The following is a 22654-nucleotide window of genomic DNA, read 5'->3' as shown; positions in this document are numbered from 1 at the left end:
CCCACGGAGATCTACACGTAAGGAGTCGTCGGCAGCGTCAGATGTGTATAAGAGACAGGGGTGGTGGCGTGGCGGCGGGCGTCCTCCGCGCTGTTCTGGGCGCCCAGGGTGCCGAAGTAGAAGCCGGCGACCGTGGCCAGCACGGTCATCAGGGCGGTCACGATGGTCTTGCGCAGGTCGCCCGCGTCCGAGCCGGACGAGAGCATCGCGACGGCCAGGGCGAAGCCGACCAGCGCCAGGATCAGGACGGCGATGATGCTGCGGGTCAGGCCGCGGACGCCGCGGGGCTCGCGCAGGTCGCGCAGGAAGTCGCGGACCTCCTCGTCGGTGGCCGCGCGGTCGATCAGCTGGTCGGTGAGCTGCTGGCGCCAGGCCGTGGCCCGGCGGACGTCCATGATCAGCGGTGTGACGGCGACGGCCGCGACGACCACGACGACCGCCGCGATCAGGAGCAGGGCCGGGCCGCCCTTGAGGCCGTGGATCGGCTCCCCGGTGCCGGACGCCGTGGTGACGGCGGTCACGACGGGTGAGTACGTCATGGTGGGTCCCCCCAGTGGTTCCGGGCGGGCAGGATCCCAGTGCCCGGCAGGGCGGTCAAGACCACGGCCGGTCCCTCACCGGCTGACAACTGGTCGACGCAATGGGGTGGTTGGAGATCGGTGGGCGGTACATCTGGCCTTATGGCCGCCATCTCAGCAGAATCGGTGCTGCGGATCTTCACGGCGACCCCCTGCAAGCGGGAGAGCGCCGTCCGCGGCACGGCCGAGCGACGAAGGAGCAGCGACGATGCACGAGGCGGAACCGTCGGAGGGCCTTGCGTACTACGAGGACCCGGGGCCGGGCTCGGGGGCGCTGCCGCCGCGTGCCTGGTGGGCCGTGTCCGACGCGCGCCGGGTGTCACTCGGCGGCGACTGGCGCTTCCGGCTCTCCCCCACCGCGCGGTCCGCGGACGACTCCTTCGCCCGGCCCGGCTTCGACGCCGCTGGCTGGGACGTGCTGCCGGTGCCGTCGCACTGGGTACTGCACGGGCAGGGGCGGTTCGGGCAGCCCGCGTACACCAACGTGCGCTACCCCTTCCCCGTCGACCCGCCGCACGTGCCGGACGAGAATCCGACCGGCGATCACCTGCGCACCTTCGACCTGCCCGACGACTGGCCGGGCGGCGCGGCCGTGCTGCGCTTCGAGGGCGTGGAGTCCTGCGCCCGGGTGTGGCTCAACGGGCAGGAGCTGGGCACCTTCAAGGGGAGCCGGCTGCCGGTGGAGTTCGAGGTCGGCGAGGTGCTGCGGCCGCGCGGCAACGTGCTGGCGGTGCGGGTGCACCAGTGGTCGTCCGGCAGCTACCTGGAGGACCAGGACATGTGGTGGATGCCCGGCATCTTCCGCGAGGTCACGCTGATCGAGCGGCCGGAGGGCGCGGTCGCCGACTTCTTCGTGCACTGCGGCTACGACCACACCACCGGCACGGGCACCCTGCGGGTCGACTGCGAGCCGGCGGGCACCCTGACCGTGCCGGAGCTGGGCCTGGACATCCCGACCGGTGAGCCGGTGATCGTGCCCGTCGAGCCGTGGTCGGCGGAGGTGCCGCGGCTGTACGACGCCGAGCTGGCGACCGAGGGAGAGCGCATTCCGCTGCGCATCGGCTTCCGCACCGTCGCCGTCGAGAACGGCGTGCTGACCGTCAACGGGCGGCGGATCCTCTTCCGCGGGGTGAACCGGCACGAGTTCGACCCGGACCGCGGGCGGACGCTGGACCAGGAGACGATGCGCGAGGATTTGCTGCTGATGAAGCGGCACAACATCAACGCCGTGCGCACCAGCCACTACCCCCCGCACCCCGCCTTCCTCGACCTGTGCGACGAGCTGGGCATGTGGGTCGTCGACGAGTGCGACCTGGAGACGCACGGCTTCCAGGAGGTCGGCTGGCGCCGCAACCCGGTCGACGACGAGCGCTGGACCCCGGCACTGCTGGACCGGGCGGCGCGGATGGTGGAGCGGGACAAGAACCACCCGTCGGTGGTCATGTGGTCGCTCGGCAACGAGTGCGGGACCGGCGCCGGGCTGTCGGCGATGGCCTCCTGGATCCGCGAGCGCGACCCGGCCCGGCCGATCCACTACGAGGGCGACCTGTCCTGCGCCGACACGGACGTCTACTCGCGGATGTACGCCGACCACGCGGAGTCCGACCTGATCGGCCGCCGCGCCGAACCCCCGCTGGCGGACCCCGGCCTGGACGAGCGGCGGCGCGCCATGCCGTACGTGCTGTGCGAGTACGCGCACGCGATGGGCAACGGGCCCGGCGGGCTGTCGGAGTACCAGCGGATCTTCGAGACGTACGAGCGCTGCCAGGGCGGCTTCGTGTGGGAGTGGATCGACCACGGGCTGCGCCGCACCGCGGCCGACGGGACCGAGTTCTTCGCCTACGGCGGGGACTTCGGGGAGGAGCTGCACGACGGGAACTTCGTGTGCGACGGGCTCGTCCTCCCCGACCGCACGCCCTCGCCGGGGCTGGCCGAGTACAAGAAGGTGATCGAGCCGGTCGGGATCACGGGCGATGCCGGGCGGGGCGAGCTGACCGTGGCCAACCGGCAGGACTTCGCGGACCTCTCCCACCTGGCCTTCCGCTGGGCGTACGAGGTCGAGGGCGAGACGGTGGCGTCCGGGCGGCTGGAGGTTCCGCCCACCGGACCCGGGGAAAGCGCTCTCCTGAAGCTGCCCGAGCTGCCCGAGCCGGGTGCCGGGCGCGAGGCGTACTGGACGGTGCGCGCGGTGCTCGCCGAGGACACCGCGTGGGCGCCGGCCGGGCACGAGGTGGCCTGGGGGCAGTTCACGGCGGCCGCCGGCGTGGGCACGGCCCAGCCCGTACGCCGGGGCCGGCCGCACTCGCCGCGGACGGGCCCGGACGGCCTGACGGTCATCGGCCCCGGCGCCTTCGACCGCGCCACCGGCGCCCTGCGCGCCCTCGGCGGCGTGCCCGTCGAGGCTCCCCGGCTGGACGTCTGGCGGGCGCCCACCGACAACGACCGGGGCATGCCATGGTTCGCCGAATCCCGGCTCGCCGACCGGTGGCGGGAGGCGGGCCTGCACCGCCTGCGCCACCGGGTGGTACGGGTCGCGGTGGGCGGCGACACGCTGACGGTCACCTCCCGCGTCGCGCCCGCGGCCGCCGACCGCGCCTTGCACGCCGTCCTGACCTGGAGCGCGACCGGCGACCGGCTGCGCCTGGACGTCGAGGTGACACCCGAGGGTGACTGGAGCCTGCCGCTCCCCCGGCTCGGCGTGCGTCTCGGCCTGCCCGACTGGCTCGACCGCGTCGAGTGGTACGGCGGGGGGCCCGGCGAGGCCTACCCCGACAGCCGCGCCGCCGCCCGGCTCGGCCGCTGGAAGGCCGCGGCGGACGAGCTGGCGACCCCGTACGTCCGCCCGCAGGAGAACGGTGCCCGGGCCGGTGTGCGCTGGGCCGAGCTGCGCGGCGCCGACGGGACCGGCCTGCGCATCGAGGCCGCCGCCCCGCGGACCGCACCCGCGGGCCCGCCCGGCGGGAGCAGCATGTCGTCCGCCGCCGCCACCGGCACGTCCGCCGCCGCCACCAGAACGCGGGCCCCGGGCGCCCCCTCGCCCGCCGCCCCGCGGGACGCCGGCGCGCCCGACTTCTGGCTGACCGCACGGCCCTGGACCACCGAGGCGCTGGACGCCGCCGAGCACACCACCGACCTGGTGCGGGACGGCCGGCTGTGGCTGCACCTGGACCACGCGCTGCACGGCCTCGGCAGCGCCTCCTGCGGGCCCGGCGTACTGCCCGAGCACCGGCTCGACGCCGCGCCCGCCGCCTTCTCCTTCCTCTTCTCGCCGCTCGGCCCCGTCGCCGATCCCGGCGTGCCGCCGACCGACCGGGAGCCGCAGTGACCGTCACGATCCGCCCGTACCGCCCCTCCGACCTGCCCGCGCTCTACGACATATGCCTGCGCACCGGCGCCGCGGGCGGCGACGCGTCCGCCGACTACCCCGCGGAGGACCGCGACCTGCTGGGCACACTCTTCGCGGCGCCCTACGCCGTGCTGGAGCCGGAGTCGGCCTTCGTGGCCGACGACGGCACGGGTCAGCCGGTCGGCTACATCCTCGGCACTGCGGACACGCCGGGCTTCGTCAAGCGCTTCCGCGAGGAGTGGCTGCCGGAGGTCGCGGGCCGCTGGCCCGCGCCGGAGGGTGAGCCGGGGACGCCGAGCGAGGTGATGGCGTGGCTGCTGCACTGGCCGGAGCGGATGATCGTGCCGGCGCTGTCGGGCTACCCCGCGCACCTGCACATCGACCTGCTGCCCGGCCACCAGGGACAGGGCCACGGGCGGGCGCTGATGAACGCCTTCCTCGGCTCGCTCGCGGAGCGCGGGGTGCCGGCGGTGCACCTGGGCATGCTGACGGCGAACGTCTCCGCGCGGGCCTTCTACGACCGGCTCGGCTTCCATGTGATCGACGTGCCCGACGCCGGCGAGCTGACGTACCTCGGGCGCGCCACCTCCTAGAGCGCTCTCCCGGCGGGGCAGCCGACGGCGACCGGGTGCGTACGGAACGGCTCCGTACGCACCCGGTCCGCACGGGCGCCGTCAGTGGCTGTGTCCGGCCCGGTGTGTGGTGGGGGGATGCCAGGCCGGGGGGTGGGGGCGCTTGCCGCGCTGCATGAGGCCGAGGATGTCCTGGACGGTGATCATCCCGACCACCCGCCCGTCGGCCAGGACCAGGACGGGCCGCCCGGCGGTCAGCACCCCGTGCTCCAGGACCTCGCCGACCTGCTCGTCCGGCCCGGCGAGGGTGCAGCTGGCCAGCGGCGCGGCGAGGTCCCGTACGCGCACCTCCGCCGTACGCCCGGCCAGGCCCGCGCGGAGGGCCGCGGGCTCGATCACGCCGGTGGGGCGGCCGTCGAGGTCCGTCACCGGGACGACGGGCTGGCCGGCGGCACCGGGGGCGGTGTCGGTGAGGAAGCGGTCCACGGTCTGCCAGTCCTGACCGGTGACCGCCGGCCGCATCACGTCGCCGACCCGCACCCCGCGTACCGCCTCGGCGAGGGCCGAGCGGCGCACCTCCGCGCCCGCGGCCGCCGCGACGAACAGTCCGAGCAGGGCGAGCCACAGGCCCGACCCGCTGCCCGCGAGGAATTCCAGCCAGCCGCCGACGACCATGAGCGCGCCCGCCACCTGCCCGCACCGCCCGGCGACCCGGGCCGCCCGGTCGCGGTCGCCGCGCAGACGCCAGACCACCGCCTGGAGGATGCGGCCGCCGTCCAGCGGGCTTGCCGGCAGCAGGTTGAAGGCGGCGAGCAGGATGTTGGCCCAGCCGGCCCAGGCCAGTACGGCCGCGGGGAGCAGGCCGTGCGGGGCGGCGTCGACGCCGACGGCCGCGGCGAGGAAGACGCCGCCCAGCAGCGCACTGGTGAGCGGTCCGACCGCGGCGATCAGGCCCGCGGTGCGCGCGGTCGTGGCCGTTCCCATCCGGGTGACCCCGCCGAGCGCGAAGACCGTCACGTCCTTGACGTCCACTCCGGACCTGCGCGCCACGAGGGCGTGCGCGGCCTCGTGCGCGAGGAGGCTCAGCGTCAGCAGCAGCGCTCCGCCGACCGCCCAGAGCCCGTAGGCCGTGCCGGAGTGGCCGGGGGCCCAGTCGGGGAGCACCCCGCGGCCCAGCCCGTACGCCAGGACGGCGACGAGCAGCGGCGCACTCCAGTGCAGCCGCAGCGGCACTCCGGCGATCCGTCCCAGTGGCAGCGATCCGTTCATCGCACCTCCCACACCCGGCCGGCCCTGTCGGGCCCGGTCGTGGCAGCCGCCCCCGCCACCAGGGCGGGGCGCGCTGTCCCTTCCAGTCTGCTCCGCCGCAGGCCGGGACGCAGGCCCCGGGCCGGGGCGGATGCCGCAGGTCCGGGCGCGGGCCCCGGGCCGGGCGGCGGCGTCAGGCGCCCTCCGGGCCGGTCTCCGCTGTGGTGCGGGTGATGGCGAGCAGGGCGGCGTCGTCGGCGAGGCGGCCGCCGGTGTACGCGAGCAGGTCCTCGCTGAGGTACCGCAGCAGGGCGTCCGGGTCGAGGTCGGGCGGGAAGCCGGCGACGCGCTCGGCGAGCGGGTAGAAGACGCCCTGCCGGGAGCGCGCCTCGATCAGGCCGTCGGTGTACAGCAGGAGCGTGTCGCCGTCGCCGTACGGGATCGGCTCGTCCACGGCTCCGCCGGCCGCCAGCAGGCCGGAGCCCAGCGGCGGGGCGGGGTCGGCGCAGTGCGAGGCGGCGACCCGGCCGTCCGCGCCGATCAGCAGCGGCGGCGGGTGGCCGCAGCAGGCCATCCGGACCTGGCCGCCGCGGTCGGGCACTTCCAGCAGGAGCGCGGTGACGAAGTGCTCGCCGGGGTCCTCGCGCTCGTCCGCGACCTCCTCGATGTCGCGGTTGATGCGCTCCTCCAGGGATTCGGCGAGCGCCGGGAGGGTCGGGCAGTACCGCGCGGTCTCCCGGAAGGCCCCGAGGACGGCCGCCGCCTCGGCTATCGCGGGCAGGCCCTTGCCCCGGACGTCCCCGATGATCACCCGGCTGACGTCGGGGCGCCGCCGGGTGACGGCGAAGAGGTCGCCGCCGATCTGGGCGTCGTCCTCGGCGGCGAGGTAGCGCCAGGCGATCCGCAGGGTGCCGACCCGGCCGGGTGGGGGCCGCAGCAGGACCCGCTGGGCGGTCCCGGCGACGAGTCTGGCGCGGGTGAGCTGCCGGGAGCGGCGCTCGCGGACGTAGCTGAAGGAGATCAGCAGCACCGAGAGCATGATCAGCGCGACGAACTGCCACACCCACGCCACCGCGTTCCCGCCCCCGCCCACCGAGGCGACGAACGCCTGCCCGCCCACCGCCACCAGGGAGATCAGCGCCGTACGCCACGGCCCGGCGAACGAGGCGGTGAGCGCCGGGGCGACGGCGAGCATGGGGCTGAGGAAGACGTCCTTGGGCGCCGTGGCGTCGGCGACGGAGATGACGACGACGAGTGCGACGGGGACCACCAGCGCCAGGCCGCGCGTCCGCTCCGGCAGGGTTTCTAGCCGGCTGAGGTCCATAGGCTCGATTTTAGGATGTACGGCACATTGCGGACAGGCGCGCGACAGCCGAGCTGTTCCGCCGACCGGGCACGGGCGTGGACGGCCCGACCGGGCACGGGCAATTCGGCCGCCGCAGCCCGGACCGGCCCGCCCGTGCGTCACGCCTCCGCGGCGACTTCCGGCACCTCCGCGGCGCCGGGCGTGGCGGGCGGCCAGGGGGCCCACCCGCGGGCGGGGGCGACCGACACGGCGCGCCACCACGGGTCGGGGGCGGGGCAGGCGGCGGGCTCGAAGGGCTGGCCGACGCGCGGGGTGGCGGACTGCTGGGCGGCGGCGCGGGCGGCGAGCATCGTGCGCTCGGCGGGCTCGGCCCAGGGATGGAAGGCGAGGTTGAAGGTGCCCCAGTGGATGGGGAGCAGGACGCCGCCGGGGCGGCCGCCCTGGAGGTCGAGGTGGGCGCGCAGACCCTCGTCAGGGGTCATGTGGATGTCGGGCCACTGACCCGGGTCGGGCGTGCAGTCGCAGGGCTCGCCCGGCGGGCAGCCCGCGTGGGCCTTCGGCCAGAACTCGCTGTAGGCGCCGACCTGGATCATCGTGGCGTCGAACGGGCCGTGCTCGGCGCCGATGTCCGCGAATCCGGGGAAGTAGCCGGTGTCGCCGCTGTGGAAGAGGCGGTGGATGCCGTCGGTGACGACCCAGGACGCCCACAGGGTCTGCTGGCGGCCGCGCAGGCCGCGCCCGCAGAAATGCCGGGCGGGGGTGGCGGTCAAGGTCAGCCCGGCAATTTCCGTCGACTCGCTCCAGTCCAGCTCGCGCAGCCGCCCGGCGGGCACGCCCCAGTGCTCCAGGTGGGCGCCCACGCCCAGTGGGACGGCGAACACGGCGTCGCTGCGCACGAGTTCGACGACGGTGGGCATGTCGAGGTGGTCGTAGTGGTCGTGCGAGATCACCACCACGTCCACGTCGAGCCCGGTGACGGCCGACAGCGGCAGCGGCGCGGGGTGGACGCGCTTGGGCCCCGCGAACGGGAAGGGCGAGCAGCGCTCGCCCCACACCGGGTCGAACAGCACACGCCGGCCGCCGATCTCGGCGAGCACGGTGGAGTGGCCCATCCACGTCAGCCGCAGGCCGGACGCGGGCGGGGCCGCGATGTCGGCGAGCGTCGTGGGGTGGACGGGGATCGGCCGGGCGGGCTTGCGCGGGATCCGCGCCTCCTTGCGGAGGTTGGCCGGGAGGGACTTGAAGAAGTCCGCGCCGGGCCCCTGGCTCGTCGCGGTGGGGTTGACGAAGGCGCCGTCCGCGTAGTTCGGCGAGTTCAGGATGCGTTCCAGGCGCGCTCCGGTCGGGTCGGCCCCGAACGGCGCGGGGCGCGCTTTCACGAGGCGGGACGGCGGACGGCCGGCGCTGGTCACGAGTCCTCCAGGCACACAATCGTATGGTCGGCGGAATATCCGCCTGCTCCATTATGCGGGGGCGTGCCGATCTTGGCCGGGTACACCCCGCCCTTCGCCGGAGACGTCCCGCCCCGCGCCGGGCGCCCCTTGCGCCCTGCCCGCCTCTCCGGCGCCGAGGGCGACACGCAGCCCGTCGCGTACGGGACGGTAGCCGAGCCGGTGGTAAAGGCCGTTGCTGACCGGGTTGGCCAGGTCGGTGACCAGCAGGACGCGGTGCACGCCCGCATCGAGCGCGGCCTGCGTCACGGCGGTGACGGCGCCGCCCGCGTAGCCGCGGCCGCGCTGCCCGGGCGGGGTGTAGACGGCCACGACCCTGACGGAGCCTGCCACTTCGAGGGTGCGGCCGGCCATCGCGACGGGCTCGCCGCCGGGGCCGATCCACAGCGTGCGCAGGCCGTGCAGGATCGCGTCGTCGGCGGCCGTCGGGCGGCCCGGGGTTCCGTGGCCGATCTCGGCGTCCGCCTCCGTCTGCCAGCGGATCAGCAGGTCGCGGTCGGCCGCGTCGGCGATCCGGGCGTGGCCGGGCGGTCCGGGCACCCGCGGGACCAGCGTGCCGAGCTCGTGGAAGCGGATGCGCTCGACGACGCGGTACGGGGCGCGGGAACGCGCGGACCAGGCGTCCGCGAACGCCGTGACGGCCTCGTGGTCGCCGCGCACCTCGGCGAGAGGCTCGGCCGCCAGGGCGGCGGCCAACTCGGCGGCCGCGGCGACGGGGGCGCGGGTCAGCAGCGGGGGGTTCGGGGGCGTCCGCAGGAAGGCGGCCTGCACGGCGGGAACGCCGCCGTCCGGGCCGAGGTCCTGGGCCGGGTCCGGGTACGCCGCCGGTTCTGCCCCCGACGCGTCCGGGCCCTCCACCGGCTCCCCCGCCGGACGCCACCAGCCGAAGACAGGCGGCTCCTGGCCGTACGCCGACGGGCCGCGGCGGCGGAGGGTGTCGGTGACCGTCAGCACGACGGAGTTCTCCACCGGGCGGGCGAGCAGGAAGGGCTCGGCCGCTCGAAGGAATGCGGCGGGGCTGTGGCTGAAGGTCCATCCCATGGGGCCCATCCTCACGCGCCCGGCGCCCGCGACGCACCCCGCTTTTCGTGGGCGCGGGTGGCGGAAGTGCCCGACACCCCGACGTATCACCTGGTCAGGGGCGTGTGGACGGCACGTCAGATGGCGCAACACAGCGGCAACACCACCGGCCCGCAGCCGTCGGTATGGTCCGTGTGCGGCGGTACGAGGCCGCCGTCCACCGAAAGCGCCGAGACGACGCAGGAGCCCCCACATGGCAGCCGACGGCACGCGGGAGCGCACCGCACCGGTCGCCGCCGCGCGGCGGCGCAGGCTGCGCGCCGACCAGGCCAGGCAGCTCGCCGACCTGCTCCGGCGGCAGGTGCTGGCGCAGGCGTTCGGGGACGGGGTGCTGCCGCACGAGGACGCGATCGGCGCGGAGTACGGCGTGTCCCGCAACACCGTGCGGCAGGCGCTGGACCTGCTGCGGGCCGAGCGGCTGGTGGAGCGGGTGCCGGGGCTCGGCACGGTCGTGGTGGGACACAAGTACCCGCACGGGCTCGACCGGCTGATGGGCCTGGCGGAAACCCTGCACGGGCACGGCAGGGTCAGCAACGAGGTGCGCGCGCTCGGCCCGGTGCGCGCCCCGGCCGCGGTGGCCTCGCGGCTGAGGATCAGGGAGCACGACGACGTGCTCTACGTGGAGCGGCTGCGGCGGCTGGACGGCCTGCCGCTGTCGCTCGACCTCACGTACGTGCCGATGGACCTCGGTGCCGGGCTGATGACCGCGGACCTGGAGAACACCGATGTCTTCCGGCTGCTGGAGGAGTTGTCCGGGCAGCCGCTGGGCACCGCGGAGATCACCCTGGAGGCGGTCAGCGCCGACCTGCACTCCGCGGCGGTCCTGGAGGCGCCGCGCGGCTCCGCCCTGCTGATGCTGGAGCGGCTCAGCCACCTGTCCGACGGCCGCCCGGTGGACCTGGAGTTCGTGCGCTTCCGCGGCGACCGGATCACCATGCGCGGCCTGCTGCACCGGAGCGCCTGACCCGGTCGTCCCGCGCCGCCCCGGCGCGAACTCCCCTCACCCTCGCCCGACTTCCCGTCTGGAGACAGCCATGCCCGTGGTGCCGCAGCGCGCCGACGTACCCGTGACCATCGACGAGTCCCTGTGCATCGACGGCTGCACGCTGTGCGTCGACGTCTGCCCGCTGGACTCGCTGGCGATCGACCAGGACACCGGCAAGGCGTACATGCACGTCGACGAGTGCTGGTACTGCGGCCCGTGCGCCGCGCGCTGCCCGACCGGGGCCGTGACCGTCAACATGCCCTACCTGCTGCGATGAGAGGTGCCCTGATGCGCAAGTTCCTCGCCGCGGCGGGTGCCGCCGCGGTCCTGCTGCCGCTCGCCGGATGCGGCTCGGACGCCGGCGGCGGCAGCGGTGGCCGTACGGTCACCGTGCACGTCGGCTACCAGTCCAAGACCATCAACACCGTGACGGCGGGCACCCTGCTGCGCTCGCTCGGCTACTTCGAGCGGCAACTGGCCGCGCTCGGCAAGCGCGACGGGACCACGTACAAGGTGGACTGGCAGGACTACGCGACCGGTGCGCCGATCACCGCGCAGATGGTCGCCGGGAAGATCGACGTCGGCTCGATGGGCGACTACCCGCTGCTCGTCAACGCCGCCCGCGGGCAGCAGTTGCGGCAGCCCACCGAGCTGGTGTCGGTGACCGGCTACAACCTGCGCGGCGGGCTCAACACCGTGGTGACCGCGCCCGATTCGAAGCTCACCGGCCTCGACGACCTGAAGGGCGCGAAGGTCTCCACCAGCATCGGCTCGGCCGCAGACGGCACCCTGGTGCGGGCACTGCAGCAGCGCGGCATCGACCCGGACAAGGACCTGCACAAGCTCAACCAGCAGCCCGCGGTGGGTGCTTCGGCGCTGCAGGCGGGCAGTGTCGACGCGCTGTCGCAGTTCGTCGCCTGGCCCGGGCAGCTGGTGTTCGAGGGCAAGGCGAAGGCGCTCTACGACGGGGCCGCGCTGGACCTGCCGACCTTCCACGGGGTCACCGTCCGCAAGGACTTCGCCGAGCAGCGGCCCGCGGTCGTCGACGCGTTCCTGGCCGCGCAGATCCAGGCCACCGACTACCTGCACGCCCACCCGCTGGCCGCGGCTCAGTCGGTCGCCGGAGCCACGAAGCTGCCCACCGAGGTGGTCTACCTCTACAACGGGCCCGGCGGCATCGCGGCGTTCGACCCGACACTCAAGCCGCAGCTGCTGGACGCCTTCGCCAAGGACGTGCCGGTGCTCGCGTCGGAGAAGCTCGTCGGCACGATCGACATCAGCCACTTCGCGGACGACTCGTTCGTCCGGCGGGCGGTCGGCGCGGACTACGGCCGTCAGGTCGCCTCGCTCGCCAACCCTGCGCCGGTGCACGGCACCGACCCGGTGTGCGGCGGCGCCGTCACCGACCCGGCGACGGCGAGCGAGGCGTGGCCCGCCGGGCAGGACACGACGGTGCCGCTGCGCACCCCGACGTGCCTGCTGCGCTACCTGGCGGCGCACCCGGGCAAGGCCGCGGTTCGCGCCTCGTACGCGCCGGACGCGCTGACCGGCACCCGCTGGTTCGCCGACCGCTCGGTGTGGGCGGTGGACCCGGCGGCCGCGCCGGACGCGCGCTACCAGCCCTTCACCACACCGGACAACGCCCGCGGCTGGCTCGCGGAGCACCCCGGTGCCCGGCTGGTCGGCTTCGCGCAGGCCGTGCGGGGCGCCGCCGCCGAGGGGGCGGCGTGAGTACCCGCACGGAGGCCGTCCGGCGCCGGCTGCTGCGGGCCTTCTCGCTGCTCGCCTTCCTCGGGCTGTGGCAGTTGCTCACCGCCCGGCGGGTGCGGCTGTGGGTGCACTTCGACCAGCTGCCGACGGTCGTGGACGTGGCGCGCGAATTCCGCCGCCGTGTCGGCACCGGCGTCTACTGGCAGGACCTGGGCGACAGCCTGGGCCGGATCCTGACCGGCTTCGGGCTCGCCGCGGTGCTGGGGGTTGCCACCGGGGTCGCGATCGGGCGCTCCCGTGTCGCGGCCGACCTGCTCGGGCCGCTCGTCGAACTCCTGCGCCCCATACCGGCGATCGCCCTCGTGCCGGTGGCGATCCTGGTCTTCCCGGGCAACGAGCAGGGCATCGTCTTCATCACCTTCTGCGCCGCCTTCTTCCCGGTGCTGGTGAGCACCCGGCACGCGGTGCGGGCGCTGACACCGGTGTGGGAGGAGGCCGTGCTGACCATGGGCGGCGGGCGGTGGCGGGTGCTGGCGCAGGTCGTGCTGCCGGGCGCGCTGCCCGGGATCTTCGGCGGGCTGTCGGTCGGCATCGGGGTGGCGTGGATCTGCGTGATCTCCGCCGAGATGATCTCCGGCGACTACGGGGTCGGCTACCGCACCTGGCAGGACTACACGGTGATCGACTACCCGGGGGTGCTCGTCGGCATGGTCACCATCGGCCTGCTGGGCCATCTCACCTCCTCCGCCGTGGAGTTCGCCGGCCGCCGGGCCACCCGCTGGCTGCCGCGCGCCGAACGGGCCGCGGACCGGGGCGCCTTCGGCCGCGGCACCGCCCGCCGGGCCCGTACGGAGCCCGGCGCCGCGACCGCCGCAGCACCCGCGGGCGGCGAACTGCCCGTGACCGTACCCGACTCCGTGACGCAGGCGAGGTGACCGCGATGACCGGTACGTCCGCTCCTTCGACTCCCTCGGCTCCTTCGACTCCCTCCGCCCCCGCCACGACCGCCGCCGTACCCGGCGCCGCGGACCCGCCGCCCGCCGAGGGCGCCCGGCTCGCGCTGCGCGGGGCGGTGCTGGGGCGGCCCGGGGCGCCGGTGCTCGCCGGGGTGACGCTCGACGTGGCGCCGGGCGAGGTGCTGGCCGTCGCCGGCGCCTCGGGGTGCGGCAAGTCGACGCTGCTGCGCACGCTGGCCGGGCTGCTGCCGCCGCTGGGCGGCGAGGTGACCGCGGACGGCGACCCGCTGCGGGGGCCGGGCGGCGGGCGGGCGCTGGTCTTCCAGGAGGACGGGCTGCTGCCGTGGCGGACCGCGCTGGGCAACGTCGAACTCCCGCTCGCCATCGCCCGGGTGAGCCGGGCCGAGCGTCGGGGGCGCGCGGCGGACTGGCTCGGCAGGGTCGGACTCGCGGGCTGCGAGGGCCGGTTGCCGCACCGGCTGTCCGGCGGGCAGCGGCAGCGCGTGCAGCTGGCCCGTGCGCTGGCGGGCCGGCCGCGGGCGCTGCTGATGGACGAGCCGTTCGGCGCGCTGGACGCGCAGACCCGGGCGGGCATGCAGCAGTTGCTCGTCGACGTCCTCCACGACACCCGAGCCACCGTCGTGTTCGTCACCCACGACGTGGACGAGGCGCTCTTCCTCGGCGACCGCGTCGCCCTGCTGGGCGCGGCGGACGGCGAGCCGGTGCGGCTCTTCACCGTGCCGCACCCCCGCGACCGCGCCGCCCACGGCTCCCCCGCCACCACCGCCGTACGCCGCGACCTCCTTGACGCACTGGGCAGTTGACCCCCGGACCTCCCGAAGGGCCCTCTCGATGGACATCCCCGAGCTGACCGACGCCGCCGAACTGAGCTGCGGCGTCCTGGTGATCGGCGGCGGCACCGCCGGCACCATGGCGGCGCTGACCGCCGCCGAGCACGGCGCCGACGTACTGCTGCTGGAGAAGGCGCACGTACGGCACTCCGGGGCGCTGGCGATGGGCATGGACGGCGTCAACAACGCAGTCGTGCCCGGGCGCGCCACCCCCGAGGACTACGTCGCCGAGATCACCCGCGCCAACGACGGCGTCGTCAACCAGGCGACCGTGCGGCAGACCGCCACCCGCGGCTTCGCGATGGTGCGCCGGCTGGAGCGCTACGGCGTGAAGTTCGAGAAGGACGAGCACGGCGACTACGCGGTGCGCCAGGTGCACCGCTCCGGCAGCTACGTGCTGCCGATGCCGGAGGGCAAGGACGTCAAGAAGGTCCTCTACCGGGTGCTGCGGCGGCGGGAGATGCGCGAGCGGATCCGGATCGAGAACCGGGTCATGCCGGTGCGCGTCCTGACCGCGGGCGGCCGGGCGGTGGGCGCGGCGGGCTTCGACACCCGCACCGGCCGCTTCGTGACCGTACGGGCCGGCGCGGTGGTCCTCGCGACGGGCGCGGCCGGCCGGCTCGGCCTGCCCGCGAGCGGCTACCTCTACGGCACCTACGAGAACCCGACGAACGCCGGCGACGGCCACGCGATGGCCTACCACGCGGGCGCGGAGCTCAGCGGCATCGAGTGCTTCCAGGTCAACCCGCTGATCAAGGACTACAACGGGCCCGCGTGCGCCTACGTCGCCAACCCCTTCGGGGGCTACCAGGTCAACCGGCTCGGTGAGCGGTTCGTCGACTCCGACTACTGGTCGGGCCAGATGATGAGCGAGTTCGCCGCCGAGGTCGCCTCCGAACGCGGGCCCGTCTACCTGAAGCTGAGCCATCTGCCGGAGGAGTCGGTGGCCGCGCTGGAGACCATCCTGCACTCCACCGAGCGGCCCACCCGCGGCACCTTCCACGCTGGGCGCGGCCACGACTACCGCACCCACGACGTCGAGATGCACATCTCCGAGATCGGCCTGTGCGGCGGCCACTCGGCGTCCGGGGTGTGGGTCGACGAGCACGCGCGGACCACCGTCCCCGGGCTCTACGCCGCCGGGGACCTGGCGTGCGTCCCGCACAACTACATGATCGGGGCCTTCGTCTACGGCGAACTGGCGGGCGAGGACGCCGCCGGGCTCCCCTCGTACGAGGGCCCGCTGCCCGCCGAGCAGGTCGCGGCGGCGCACGAGCTGGTCTACCGGCCGCTGCGGCAGCCGGACGGCCCGCCGCAGCCGCAGGTCGAGTACAAGCTGCGGCGCTTCGTCAACGACTACGTGGCGCCGCCCAAGAGCGGCGCCCGGCTGTCGCTCGCCGTCGAGACGTTCGAGCGGATGCGCGACGAGGTCGCGGGGCTGGGCGCGCGCACCCCGCACGAGCTGATGCGGTGCGCGGAGGTGGGCTTCATCCGGGACTGCGCGGAGATGGCGGCGCGCGCGTCCCTGGCCCGCACCGAGAGCCGCTGGGGCCTCTACCACGAGCGGACCGACCGCCCCGGGCGGGACGACGCGCGGTGGCTCGTGCACCTCAACCTCCGCAAGGCGGAGAGCGGCGCGATGGAGTTCCTGACCCGGCCGGTCGCGCCGTACGTCGTGCCCGTGGAGGGGTACGCGCCCGGTGGCGGGGACGTGCGGGTGATCGGCGAGGTGCTGCCCGAGCAGGTCGCGACGGCGGGGCCGCGCGAGGTGCCGCCCGTCGACCCCGGGGCGGTCGCCCACGGCCCGGCGGCCCCTGCCGCGGCGACCGCCTCGCCACGCATCCTGGAGGTCCTGGAACTCGCCGAGGACGAGCCGGAGATGGCCGAGCTGACGCCCTACCTCGTCGACGCCGACCCCGCGGTGCGGCGGGCCGCGGTCGGGGTGCTCACCGAGACCGTGCCGGACGGTACCGGACCCGCCCTCGCCGCGGCTCTCGGCGACACCGACCCCCTCGTCCGCGCCGCCGCGGGCGCGGGCCTCCTCGAGCTGGTGGAGGTGCTGCCCGCCACCCCCGCGCTGGAGGCCGCCCTCACCCCCGCCCTGGACTCCCCCGACCCCACCGCCCGGGCCGCCGCCACGGGCACCCTGCGGGCACTGCGCCTCGCCGGGAGAGCGCTCTACGCTCGGGCGCTGGGCGATCCGGAGCCGCGCGTGCGCATCGAGGCGGTACGCGCGCTTGTCGCGCTCGCCGCGGTGGGCGACCTCGCCACCGCCGCCGGGGACGCCTCCCGCGAGGTGCGGGTCGCCCTGGCGAAGGGGCTCGCCGCGATCCCGCCGCACGCCCCCGAAGGACCCGCCACCCTCCTGGCCGGGCTCGCCCAGGACGCCGACCCCCTCGTACGGTCCGCCGCCCTGGAGGCCGCGGCCGCGGTGGGCTGCCCCCCGCCGCTCGACGCGCTCGCGGGCGAGGCGATCGGCGAGGCCGCCTGGCGGGTACGCCGCGGGGCCGCGGTCGCCCTCGGCGCCGCCGCACCCTCCCTCGCCGTCCCGGCCCTTCTGCGCGCCGCCGCCGACCCGCACGCCGACGTCCGCCGCGCCGCCGTCACCTCCCTCGCGGCGCACCCCCCCACCCCCGAGACCACCACCACCCTCCGCGCCGCCGCCACCTCCGACCCGGACCCCGACGTCCGCGCCTACGCCCGCCGATCGCTGGCCGCACGATAGGACCTCTCGGCCCCCCGCCGGCGGGGTGCCCGCGCCTGACGAGGCGGGGCGTTTCCCACCCCCAGCCACCCGTGCGAGTAGGACGTCGACTGACGGTCTTCTCGCGGGGCCGATCACCGTCGGCGACCTCCCCGCCGGTGGGGGGTTTCCCGCGCCTGGCGGCGCGGGGCGTTTCCCACCCCCAGCCACCCAGTCCCCCGCACACTCACCCCCACCGGCAGGCAGCCGCCAACGAGACCCCGGGAGGGGGACGATCCGGGGGTGCCCCCGCAGGAATGCGCTTCCCAGCCCCTCAACGGCTACGTAGGAGGGTCAACGCGCATTCCGAGGAGGTACCCCCGGAGTGGCCCCCGACCCCACCCACGCCGGGCGGCGAGGTGCCCCGCCGGGTACACCAGGGGCGCGAGGCTGCATCTGATGTGCGGCCGGCGCCGCGTGGGCGCGACCAGCCCCCCACCAAGAGAAGCTCGCACAGCGAACCGCACCCCCCACCCCGTGGCGGCCCGGCGGGGCAGAAAAAACCTCAGGCGTCAGCCGCTCTTGCGGCGGAATTCGCGCGGCCCACCCGCCCGCCCATGCGCACCGTGGATCTTCGAGGAGTCGGGCCCCGCCCCGCTCCCCCCGCCCGCGCGGCCGGCGCCGCGCTTGCGCTCAAGGGCCTCGCGGAACTTCCGCTTCACGTCGCTCTCGGCATCCTCGGCGCGCTCGGCGCTCTCGGTATCCTCGGCCACCGGAGCGGCAGCGGTGTCCGCGGCGGGCTCGGACGTCTCTTCGGCCGCGGGGGCCTGCTGTTGATCGGTCATGTCACCAGAGTCGCACGTCGGAGCCGCTCCGCCCACCCGATATCGCCGGCACGGGCGGCGCGTGTACGGTTCCGGTCACGCCCTCGCGAGGAGAATCAGATCCATGACCTGGCTGTTGTACGGCGCCACCGGCTACACCGGCCGCCTGATCGCCCGCCGTGCCGTCGCGCTCGGCATGCGGCCGGTGCTGGCCGGCCGAAGTGCCGCGAAGGTGGTTCCGCTCGCGGCCGAACTCGGGCTGGAGCACCGGGTGTTCGGGCTGGACGACGCGGCCGCGGTCCGCCGCGGGCTGGCGGACGTGGAGAGCGTGGCGCACTGCGCGGGTCCTTTCGTGCGGACCGCGCTGCCGATGGCGCGGGCGTGCGTGGAGACGGGCACGGGGTATCTGGACATCACCGGGGAGATCGACGTCTTCGAGTCGCTGCACGCGCTGGGCACGCAGGCAGCGGGGGCCGGCGTGACGCTGCTGCCGGGCGCGGGGTTCGACGTCGTGCCGACGGACTGCGTGGCCGCGCTGCTCGCGGCCCGGCTGCCGGACGCGACGCAGCTCGACCTGGCGTTCCTGACCGGCGGCGGGGCGAGCCCCGGCACGGTGCGCACGGTGCTGGAGAGCGCGGCGGAGGGCGGGCGGCTGCGGTCGGGCGGTGAGATCCGCACGGTGCCGTTCGGCTCGCGGCAGGTGCGGGCGGCCTTCCCGTCGGGCGCGCGGACGGTGGTGTCGGTGCCGTGGGGCGACGTCAGCACCGCGTACCACTCGACGGGCATCCCGGACGTCACGACGTACACGGCGGTGCCCTCGCCCGCGCTCGCGGCGACCCGGGTGCTGCGGTTCGGACCGCTGCGCGGCGTGGTCGGTGGCGCGGCGGGGCGGCTGGTGCGGGGGCCGGGTGAGCGGGCGCTGAACGGCACGGGCTGCGAGGTGTGGGGCCGGGCGCGGGACGCGGCGGGCAACACCGTGTCGGCGACGCTCACCGGGCCCAACCCGTACCGCCTGACGGTCGATTCGGTGCTGCGGATCGTGCCGCGCCTGCCGGAGCTGCCGGACGGCTTCCAGACCCCCTCGCGCGCGCTCGGCGCGGACTTCGCGAGCACGCTGGACGGCGTGACGGTGACGGTCGCGACGCTCCACTGACAGGGCCGTCCGGCAGCGGTGGACCGGCGCGGGGCAGGGCCGCGGAAGTACCCGGCGACCCGGCGATGACGGCCCTGCGGCGGCGGGCGGCAGACAGCGAGCGGCACGCGGCGAGCGGCACGCGGCGAGCGGCGGCCGGGCGGTACGAGAAACCGCCCGGCCACCACCCTCCTTTTTTCTCTTCCCCGGTGATGGTTGGTCAGTGCGGCCGCGGGTCAGGCGGCCTTGCGGCCGACGCCGCCGTAGACGCCGACGGAGGCCAGCTCGTCCGGTCCGGGCGGCGGCCCGTCGGGGCGCCACAGCGGCACCCGGACGAGGCCGGGAGCGAGGAGGTCGAAGCCGTCGAAGAGGTCCAGCACCCGGTCGTACGGGCGAAGGCTCAGCTCCGCGGTCGCCGTGCGGTAGACGGCGAGGGCCTCGCCGACCCGGTCGGCGTGGAAGTCGTCGGTGCCGTGCGAGAGGACCAGGTGGCTGCCGGCGGGCAGCGCGTCCCGCAGCGTGCCGACGATGCCCGCGGGGTCCTCGGCGTCCGCGACGAAGTGCAGGACGGACGTGAGCAGGACCGCGACGGGTTGGCGTAAGTCGATCATCCGGGTGACCTCGCGCATGGCCAGCAGGGCGCCCGGGTCGCGCAGGTCGGCCAGCGCGAAGGAGGTGTTGCCCGTGCCGAGCAGCCGTGCGGCGGCGTGCGCGGCCACGATCGGGTCGTTGTCGACGTACGCGACGCGCGCGCCGGGGGCCACGGCCTGCGCGACCTCATGGGTGTTGGGCGAGGTCGGGATGCCGGTGCCGATGTCGAGGAACTGCCGGACACCGCTCTCCGCGAGGTGCCCGACTGCCCGGCGCAGGAAGTCGCGGTTGGCGCGGGCGCTGTCCACCACGTCGGGCGCGGAGCTGATCACCTGCTGAGCCGCCTCCCGGTCGACGTGGTAGTTGTCCCTGCCCCCCAGATAGAAGTCGTACATGCGGGCCGGATGCGGCCTGCTGGTGTCGATGCCGCCGTACCACCCGACGGACTGCTGCTGTGTCGCCACGGCTCCCCCTCGTCTCGATCCCTCGCTGCTGCGCGGTGCCGGTCCGTCTGCGGTGGCAGTCGGCGACCGGCCGTTGGCGGTGCGTGTCAGAGCTTCGTGCCGACGCCCGCGTACCCCCCGATACGCGCCAGCTCCCCGGCGGTCGGCAGCGGGCCGTCCGGGCGCCAGAGCGCCGGCTGGACCAGCCCGGGATCCTCGAGGTCGAAGCCGTCGAAGTAGCCGAGGATCTGCTCGTAGGGCCGGGTCACGGTGGTGGCCGCGCGGTGGTCGCGGTGAAAGACGCGCGCCTCGTCGACACCGGACTCCGGCGTGTGGAAGTCCGCGGTGGCGTGGCTGAGGACCAGCCGGCTGCCGGCCGGCAGACGGTCCCGGTAGGCGGCCACGAGCGCGGCCGGGTGCGCCTCGTCCGGCACGAAGTGCAGGACGGCCGACATCATGAGCCCGATCGGCCGGTCGAAGTCGATGAGCTTGCCGATGGTCGGATGGCCCAGCACGGTCTGCGGGTCGCGCAGGTCGGCCAGGAAGAAGCCGGTGTTGGCGACGCCCAGCAGGTGCGACCCGGCATGCGCGGCCACGATCGGGTCGTTGTCGATGTAGGCCACCCGCACCTCCGGCGCCACCGCGTGGGCGACCTGGTGGGTGCTGGGCATGGTGGGGATGCCGGTGCCGATGTCGACGATCTGCCGGATACCGCTCTCCACCATGTACCGCACCGCCCGGCGCATGAAGGCCCGGCTCGCCCGCGCGGTGGGCACGATGTCCGGGAAGACGTCGATCATCCGACGGGCGGCTTCCCGGTCCACTGCGAAGTGGTCGCCGCCGCCGAGGTAGTAGTCGTAGATGCGGGCCGGGTGCGGCCTCGCGGAGTCCGGCTCCGCGACGGTGGACACCACGGTGGGTACGACGGTGGAGACCTGGTACATCAACTGCCCTCCTCCGGTTGCTTCATGACAGGACGGTGCGGGCGGTGCAGATGGTGCGGGTGTCACGGGTAGTGCAGATGGTGCGGGTGGAGCGGTGGAGCAGGTGGTGCGGGGGTGGCTCAGCGTTTGATGCCGACACCGCCGTAGAAGCCGATGTGCGCCAGTTCCTCGTCCGACGGCACGGGCTCGTCCGGGCGCCACAGCGGCGGCTGGACCAGTCCGGGTTCGACCAGCTCGAAGCCGTCGAAGAAGTCCAGCACCTGCGCGTGCGACCGCAGGGTGAGGGTCGCGGTGGCGTGCCGGTCCTTGTAGACGTCACGGGCCTCGCCCGCGTCGCCCTCCAGCTCGTGGAAATCGCCGGTGGTGTGGCTGAGGACCAGGTAGCTGCCCGCGGGCAGGGCGTCCCGGTAGGCGGCGACGAGCCCGGCGGGGTCCTCGTCGTCCCGGACGAAGTGCAGGACGGCGACGAGCATCAGCCCGACCGGCTGGTCGAAGTCGATGACCTTGCCGAGGTCGGGGTGCGTGAGGATGCTCTGCGGGTCGCGCACGTCGCCGAGCAGGAAGCCCGTGCTGCCCGCGCCCAGCAGGTGCGCCCCCGCGTACGTCGCCACGATCGGGTCGTTGTCCACGTAGGCGACCCGGGCGTCCGGGGCCACGTCCTGCGCGACCTGGTGCGTGTTCGGCGCCGTGGGGATCCCGGTGCCGATGTCGATGAACTGCCGGACACCGCTCTCCGCCAGGAACCGCACGGCGCGGTGCATGAACGACCTGTTGCCCCGCGCCATGGTCACGATGTCCGGGAAGAGGTCGATGACGCGCTGCGCCGCCTCCCGGTCCACCTCGTAGTTGTCCCGGCCGCCGAGGTAGTAGTCGTACATCCGGGCAGGGTGCGGCCTGCTGGTGTCGATGTCCTCGGCGGAAAATCCCTGGTCGGTCAAGGCCGTCCTCCGGTCAGTGGCCTCGCTGGTGTGCGGGCTCTCACATGCTGTGGTGCGCGTGGTGCAGGTGGTGCAGGTGGTGCGGGGTGGTTCAGCCGAGCAGGAAGTCCGCCTCGCCGGCTTTGGCGCCCATGATGAAGGTCGCGATCTCGTGGTTGGTGTAGATCAGCGCGGGACCGTCGGGGTCCGTGGACTGGCGGATGGCCACCCGGCCGTCGTTGAGCCGCTTCGCCTCGACGCAGGAGCCGCCGTTGCCGCCGCTCCATGGCTTGCGCCAGCCGTCGACCCCGAGTTCGTTGGCGGGCATCCCGTTGTAGATGCCGTCGCACACGTCCTCGTAGCCACAGATGCCGTCATTGCCGACGCGATCCATCGTTCAGATCTCCTTGCGCATGCCATCGAGGATGGCTTTGGTGCTGTGTGCTGGCGCGGCTTGCGCGCACATCCGGTCCAGTGCCTCCAGGAACGCGGACACGTCGTCGCGCTCGTCGAAGTAGACGCCGCTGACCAGGCTTTCGGAATAGGCGATGTCCGGGATCTCCTGGAGCTGGAACCGGAAGATGTGGAAGGGCCCGTACATCGCCGGATGCGGACCGGCGGCGAACGGCATGACCTGGAGCCGGACGTTGGACAGCTCCGTGCCCTCGATCAGCCGGCCGATCTGCTCGCGCATGACCCTGCGCCCGCCGATGGGGCGGCGCAGCACCGTCTCGTCCATGACGACCCACAGCAGCGGCGCCTTCTCCTTGGCGAGAAGCGACTGCCGCTCGGTCCGCAGCGTGACGAGCCGGTCGATCTCGGCGGCAGGGGTGTGCGGCTGGCCGGCGCGCAGCGTGGCGCGGGCGTACTCCGGGGTCTGCAGCAGGCCCGGCACGTAGTGGGGTTCGTACGCGCGGATGACGGAGGCCTCGCCCTCCAGGCTGACGAACGCGCTGAACCAGTCGGGCAGGACGTCGCGGAAGCTGTGCCACCAGCCGGGGCGGTTGGCCTCGCGGGCCAGGGCCAGGAAGCCGGAG

Annotated in this window: 20 protein-coding genes; 9 read left to right on the top strand and 11 right to left on the bottom strand. The window is 74.8% G+C overall.

What is annotated here, in order from left to right:
- Nucleotides 1–11: 11 nt before the first annotated feature.
- On the bottom strand, nt 12–539 hold the full coding sequence (locus IH54_RS0137135; protein WP_031525555.1) for a hypothetical protein: 528 nt from the start codon (nt 537–539) through the stop codon (nt 12–14).
- A 247-nt stretch (nt 540–786) separates the two neighbouring features.
- Between IH54_RS0137135 and IH54_RS0137130 the strand changes: the two genes are divergently transcribed.
- Nucleotides 787–3903, top strand: coding sequence for a glycoside hydrolase family 2 TIM barrel-domain containing protein (locus IH54_RS0137130; RefSeq protein ID WP_043183343.1), 3117 nt, complete (start codon nt 787–789; stop codon nt 3901–3903).
- Entirely contained in the window at nt 3900–4517 is a 618-nt protein-coding gene (locus tag IH54_RS0137125; protein ID WP_031525551.1) for a GNAT family N-acetyltransferase, read from the top strand. The genes IH54_RS0137130 and IH54_RS0137125 overlap by 4 nt, the downstream gene beginning before the upstream one ends.
- 81 nt (nt 4518–4598) lie before the next feature.
- Here the strand turns inward: IH54_RS0137125 and IH54_RS0137120 are convergent, their stop codons facing one another.
- From IH54_RS0137120 to IH54_RS0137105, 4 genes are all read right to left on the bottom strand, one after another.
- Nucleotides 4599–5765: a site-2 protease family protein gene (locus IH54_RS0137120; RefSeq protein ID WP_052398301.1), complete on the bottom strand. Its 1167-nt coding sequence runs from the start codon at nt 5763–5765 to the stop codon at nt 4599–4601.
- A gap of 172 nt (nt 5766–5937) precedes the next feature.
- Nucleotides 5938–7068 carry a PP2C family protein-serine/threonine phosphatase gene (locus IH54_RS0137115; protein ID WP_052398300.1) on the bottom strand — a complete coding sequence of 377 codons (1131 nt, stop codon included), beginning with the start codon at nt 7066–7068 and terminating at the stop codon, nt 5938–5940.
- A 140-nt stretch (nt 7069–7208) separates the two neighbouring features.
- Nucleotides 7209–8462, bottom strand: a complete 1254-nt coding sequence (locus IH54_RS0137110) for an MBL fold metallo-hydrolase (protein ID WP_031525544.1) — start codon at nt 8460–8462, stop codon at nt 7209–7211.
- 51 nt (nt 8463–8513) lie between these two features.
- A complete protein-coding gene (locus IH54_RS0137105; protein WP_052398299.1) occupies nt 8514–9542 on the bottom strand; it encodes a GNAT family N-acetyltransferase in 1029 nt (342 codons plus the stop codon).
- A 232-nt stretch (nt 9543–9774) separates the two neighbouring features.
- Here IH54_RS0137105 and IH54_RS0137100 point away from each other — a divergent pair, with 232 nt between their 5' ends.
- The 6 genes from IH54_RS0137100 (at nt 9775) to IH54_RS0137075 (ending at nt 16808) form a co-directional block, all read left to right on the top strand.
- Nucleotides 9775–10545 carry a GntR family transcriptional regulator gene (locus IH54_RS0137100; protein ID WP_031525539.1) on the top strand — a complete coding sequence of 257 codons (771 nt, stop codon included), beginning with the start codon at nt 9775–9777 and terminating at the stop codon, nt 10543–10545.
- A gap of 70 nt (nt 10546–10615) precedes the next feature.
- Nucleotides 10616–10843: a 4Fe-4S dicluster domain-containing protein gene (locus tag IH54_RS0137095; protein WP_031525538.1), complete on the top strand. Its 228-nt coding sequence runs from the start codon at nt 10616–10618 to the stop codon at nt 10841–10843.
- A gap of 11 nt (nt 10844–10854) precedes the next feature.
- Complete coding sequence (locus IH54_RS0137090) at nt 10855–12297, top strand: ABC transporter substrate-binding protein (RefSeq protein WP_031525536.1); 1443 nt, start codon at nt 10855–10857, stop codon at nt 12295–12297.
- Nucleotides 12294–13211, top strand: a complete 918-nt coding sequence (locus tag IH54_RS0137085; protein WP_078862805.1) for an ABC transporter permease — start codon at nt 12294–12296, stop codon at nt 13209–13211. Before IH54_RS0137090 ends, IH54_RS0137085 begins: the two co-directional genes overlap by 4 nt.
- A gap of 5 nt (nt 13212–13216) precedes the next feature.
- A complete protein-coding gene (locus IH54_RS0137080; protein WP_031525531.1) occupies nt 13217–14056 on the top strand; it encodes an ABC transporter ATP-binding protein in 840 nt (279 codons plus the stop codon).
- A 28-nt stretch (nt 14057–14084) separates the two neighbouring features.
- On the top strand, nt 14085–16808 hold the full coding sequence (locus IH54_RS0137075; RefSeq protein ID WP_031525529.1) for a fumarate reductase/succinate dehydrogenase flavoprotein subunit: 2724 nt from the start codon (nt 14085–14087) through the stop codon (nt 16806–16808).
- Between the two features lie 530 nt (nt 16809–17338).
- Here the strand turns inward: IH54_RS0137075 and IH54_RS40825 are convergent.
- Nucleotides 17339–17611: a DUF5302 domain-containing protein gene (locus tag IH54_RS40825; RefSeq protein WP_043183342.1), complete on the bottom strand. Its 273-nt coding sequence runs from the start codon at nt 17609–17611 to the stop codon at nt 17339–17341.
- A 103-nt stretch (nt 17612–17714) separates the two neighbouring features.
- Here IH54_RS40825 and IH54_RS0137065 point away from each other — a divergent pair, with 103 nt between their 5' ends.
- Nucleotides 17715–18743, top strand: coding sequence for a saccharopine dehydrogenase family protein (locus IH54_RS0137065; protein WP_031525527.1), 1029 nt, complete (start codon nt 17715–17717; stop codon nt 18741–18743).
- 215 nt (nt 18744–18958) lie between these two features.
- On the opposite strand, the gene IH54_RS0137060 is transcribed toward IH54_RS0137065, so the two are convergent.
- The 5 genes from IH54_RS0137060 to IH54_RS0137040 all read right to left on the bottom strand — a co-directional run.
- Entirely contained in the window at nt 18959–19777 is an 819-nt protein-coding gene (locus tag IH54_RS0137060; RefSeq protein WP_052398298.1) for an SAM-dependent methyltransferase, read from the bottom strand.
- An 86-nt stretch (nt 19778–19863) separates the two neighbouring features.
- Complete coding sequence (locus IH54_RS0137055; RefSeq protein WP_052398297.1) at nt 19864–20700, bottom strand: SAM-dependent methyltransferase; 837 nt, start codon at nt 20698–20700, stop codon at nt 19864–19866.
- Nucleotides 20701–20819: 119 nt separating this feature from the next.
- Nucleotides 20820–21638, bottom strand: a complete 819-nt coding sequence (locus IH54_RS0137050) for an SAM-dependent methyltransferase (protein ID WP_031525521.1) — start codon at nt 21636–21638, stop codon at nt 20820–20822.
- 91 nt (nt 21639–21729) lie between these two features.
- Nucleotides 21730–22011, bottom strand: a complete 282-nt coding sequence (locus IH54_RS0137045) for a DUF397 domain-containing protein (protein WP_052398296.1) — start codon at nt 22009–22011, stop codon at nt 21730–21732.
- Nucleotides 22012–22014: 3 nt separating this feature from the next.
- On the bottom strand, nt 22015–22654 hold a 640-nt coding region (locus tag IH54_RS0137040), incomplete at its 5' end, for a DUF5753 domain-containing protein (protein WP_031525517.1).

The organism is Streptomyces sp. NRRL F-5123, from assembly GCF_000721495.1.
Taxonomy (GTDB): Bacteria; Actinomycetota; Actinomycetes; order Streptomycetales; family Streptomycetaceae; genus Actinacidiphila.
This window is presented reverse-complemented; position numbering and strand designations above follow the sequence as displayed.

What these genes read in the sequence shown, in the direction of transcription:
- IH54_RS0137135 (WP_031525555.1), bottom strand. Translation starts at nt 539, where the DNA reads ATGACGTACTCACCCGTCGTGACCGCCGTCACCACGGCGTCCGGCACC.
- IH54_RS0137130 (WP_043183343.1), top strand. Translation starts at nt 787, where the DNA reads ATGCACGAGGCGGAACCGTCGGAGGGCCTTGCGTACTACGAGGACCCG.
- IH54_RS0137120 (WP_052398301.1), bottom strand. Translation starts at nt 5,765, where the DNA reads ATGAACGGATCGCTGCCACTGGGACGGATCGCCGGAGTGCCGCTGCGG.
- IH54_RS0137115 (WP_052398300.1), bottom strand. Translation starts at nt 7,068, where the DNA reads ATGGACCTCAGCCGGCTAGAAACCCTGCCGGAGCGGACGCGCGGCCTG.
- IH54_RS0137105 (WP_052398299.1), bottom strand. Translation starts at nt 9,542, where the DNA reads ATGGGATGGACCTTCAGCCACAGCCCCGCCGCATTCCTTCGAGCGGCC.
- IH54_RS0137100 (WP_031525539.1), top strand. Translation starts at nt 9,775, where the DNA reads ATGGCAGCCGACGGCACGCGGGAGCGCACCGCACCGGTCGCCGCCGCG.
- IH54_RS0137095 (WP_031525538.1), top strand. Translation starts at nt 10,616, where the DNA reads ATGCCCGTGGTGCCGCAGCGCGCCGACGTACCCGTGACCATCGACGAG.
- IH54_RS0137090 (WP_031525536.1), top strand. Translation starts at nt 10,855, where the DNA reads ATGCGCAAGTTCCTCGCCGCGGCGGGTGCCGCCGCGGTCCTGCTGCCG.
- IH54_RS0137080 (WP_031525531.1), top strand. Translation starts at nt 13,217, where the DNA reads ATGACCGGTACGTCCGCTCCTTCGACTCCCTCGGCTCCTTCGACTCCC.
- IH54_RS0137075 (WP_031525529.1), top strand. Translation starts at nt 14,085, where the DNA reads ATGGACATCCCCGAGCTGACCGACGCCGCCGAACTGAGCTGCGGCGTC.
- IH54_RS40825 (WP_043183342.1), bottom strand. Translation starts at nt 17,611, where the DNA reads ATGACCGATCAACAGCAGGCCCCCGCGGCCGAAGAGACGTCCGAGCCC.
- IH54_RS0137065 (WP_031525527.1), top strand. Translation starts at nt 17,715, where the DNA reads ATGACCTGGCTGTTGTACGGCGCCACCGGCTACACCGGCCGCCTGATC.
- IH54_RS0137055 (WP_052398297.1), bottom strand. Translation starts at nt 20,700, where the DNA reads ATGTACCAGGTCTCCACCGTCGTACCCACCGTGGTGTCCACCGTCGCG.
- IH54_RS0137045 (WP_052398296.1), bottom strand. Translation starts at nt 22,011, where the DNA reads ATGGATCGCGTCGGCAATGACGGCATCTGTGGCTACGAGGACGTGTGC.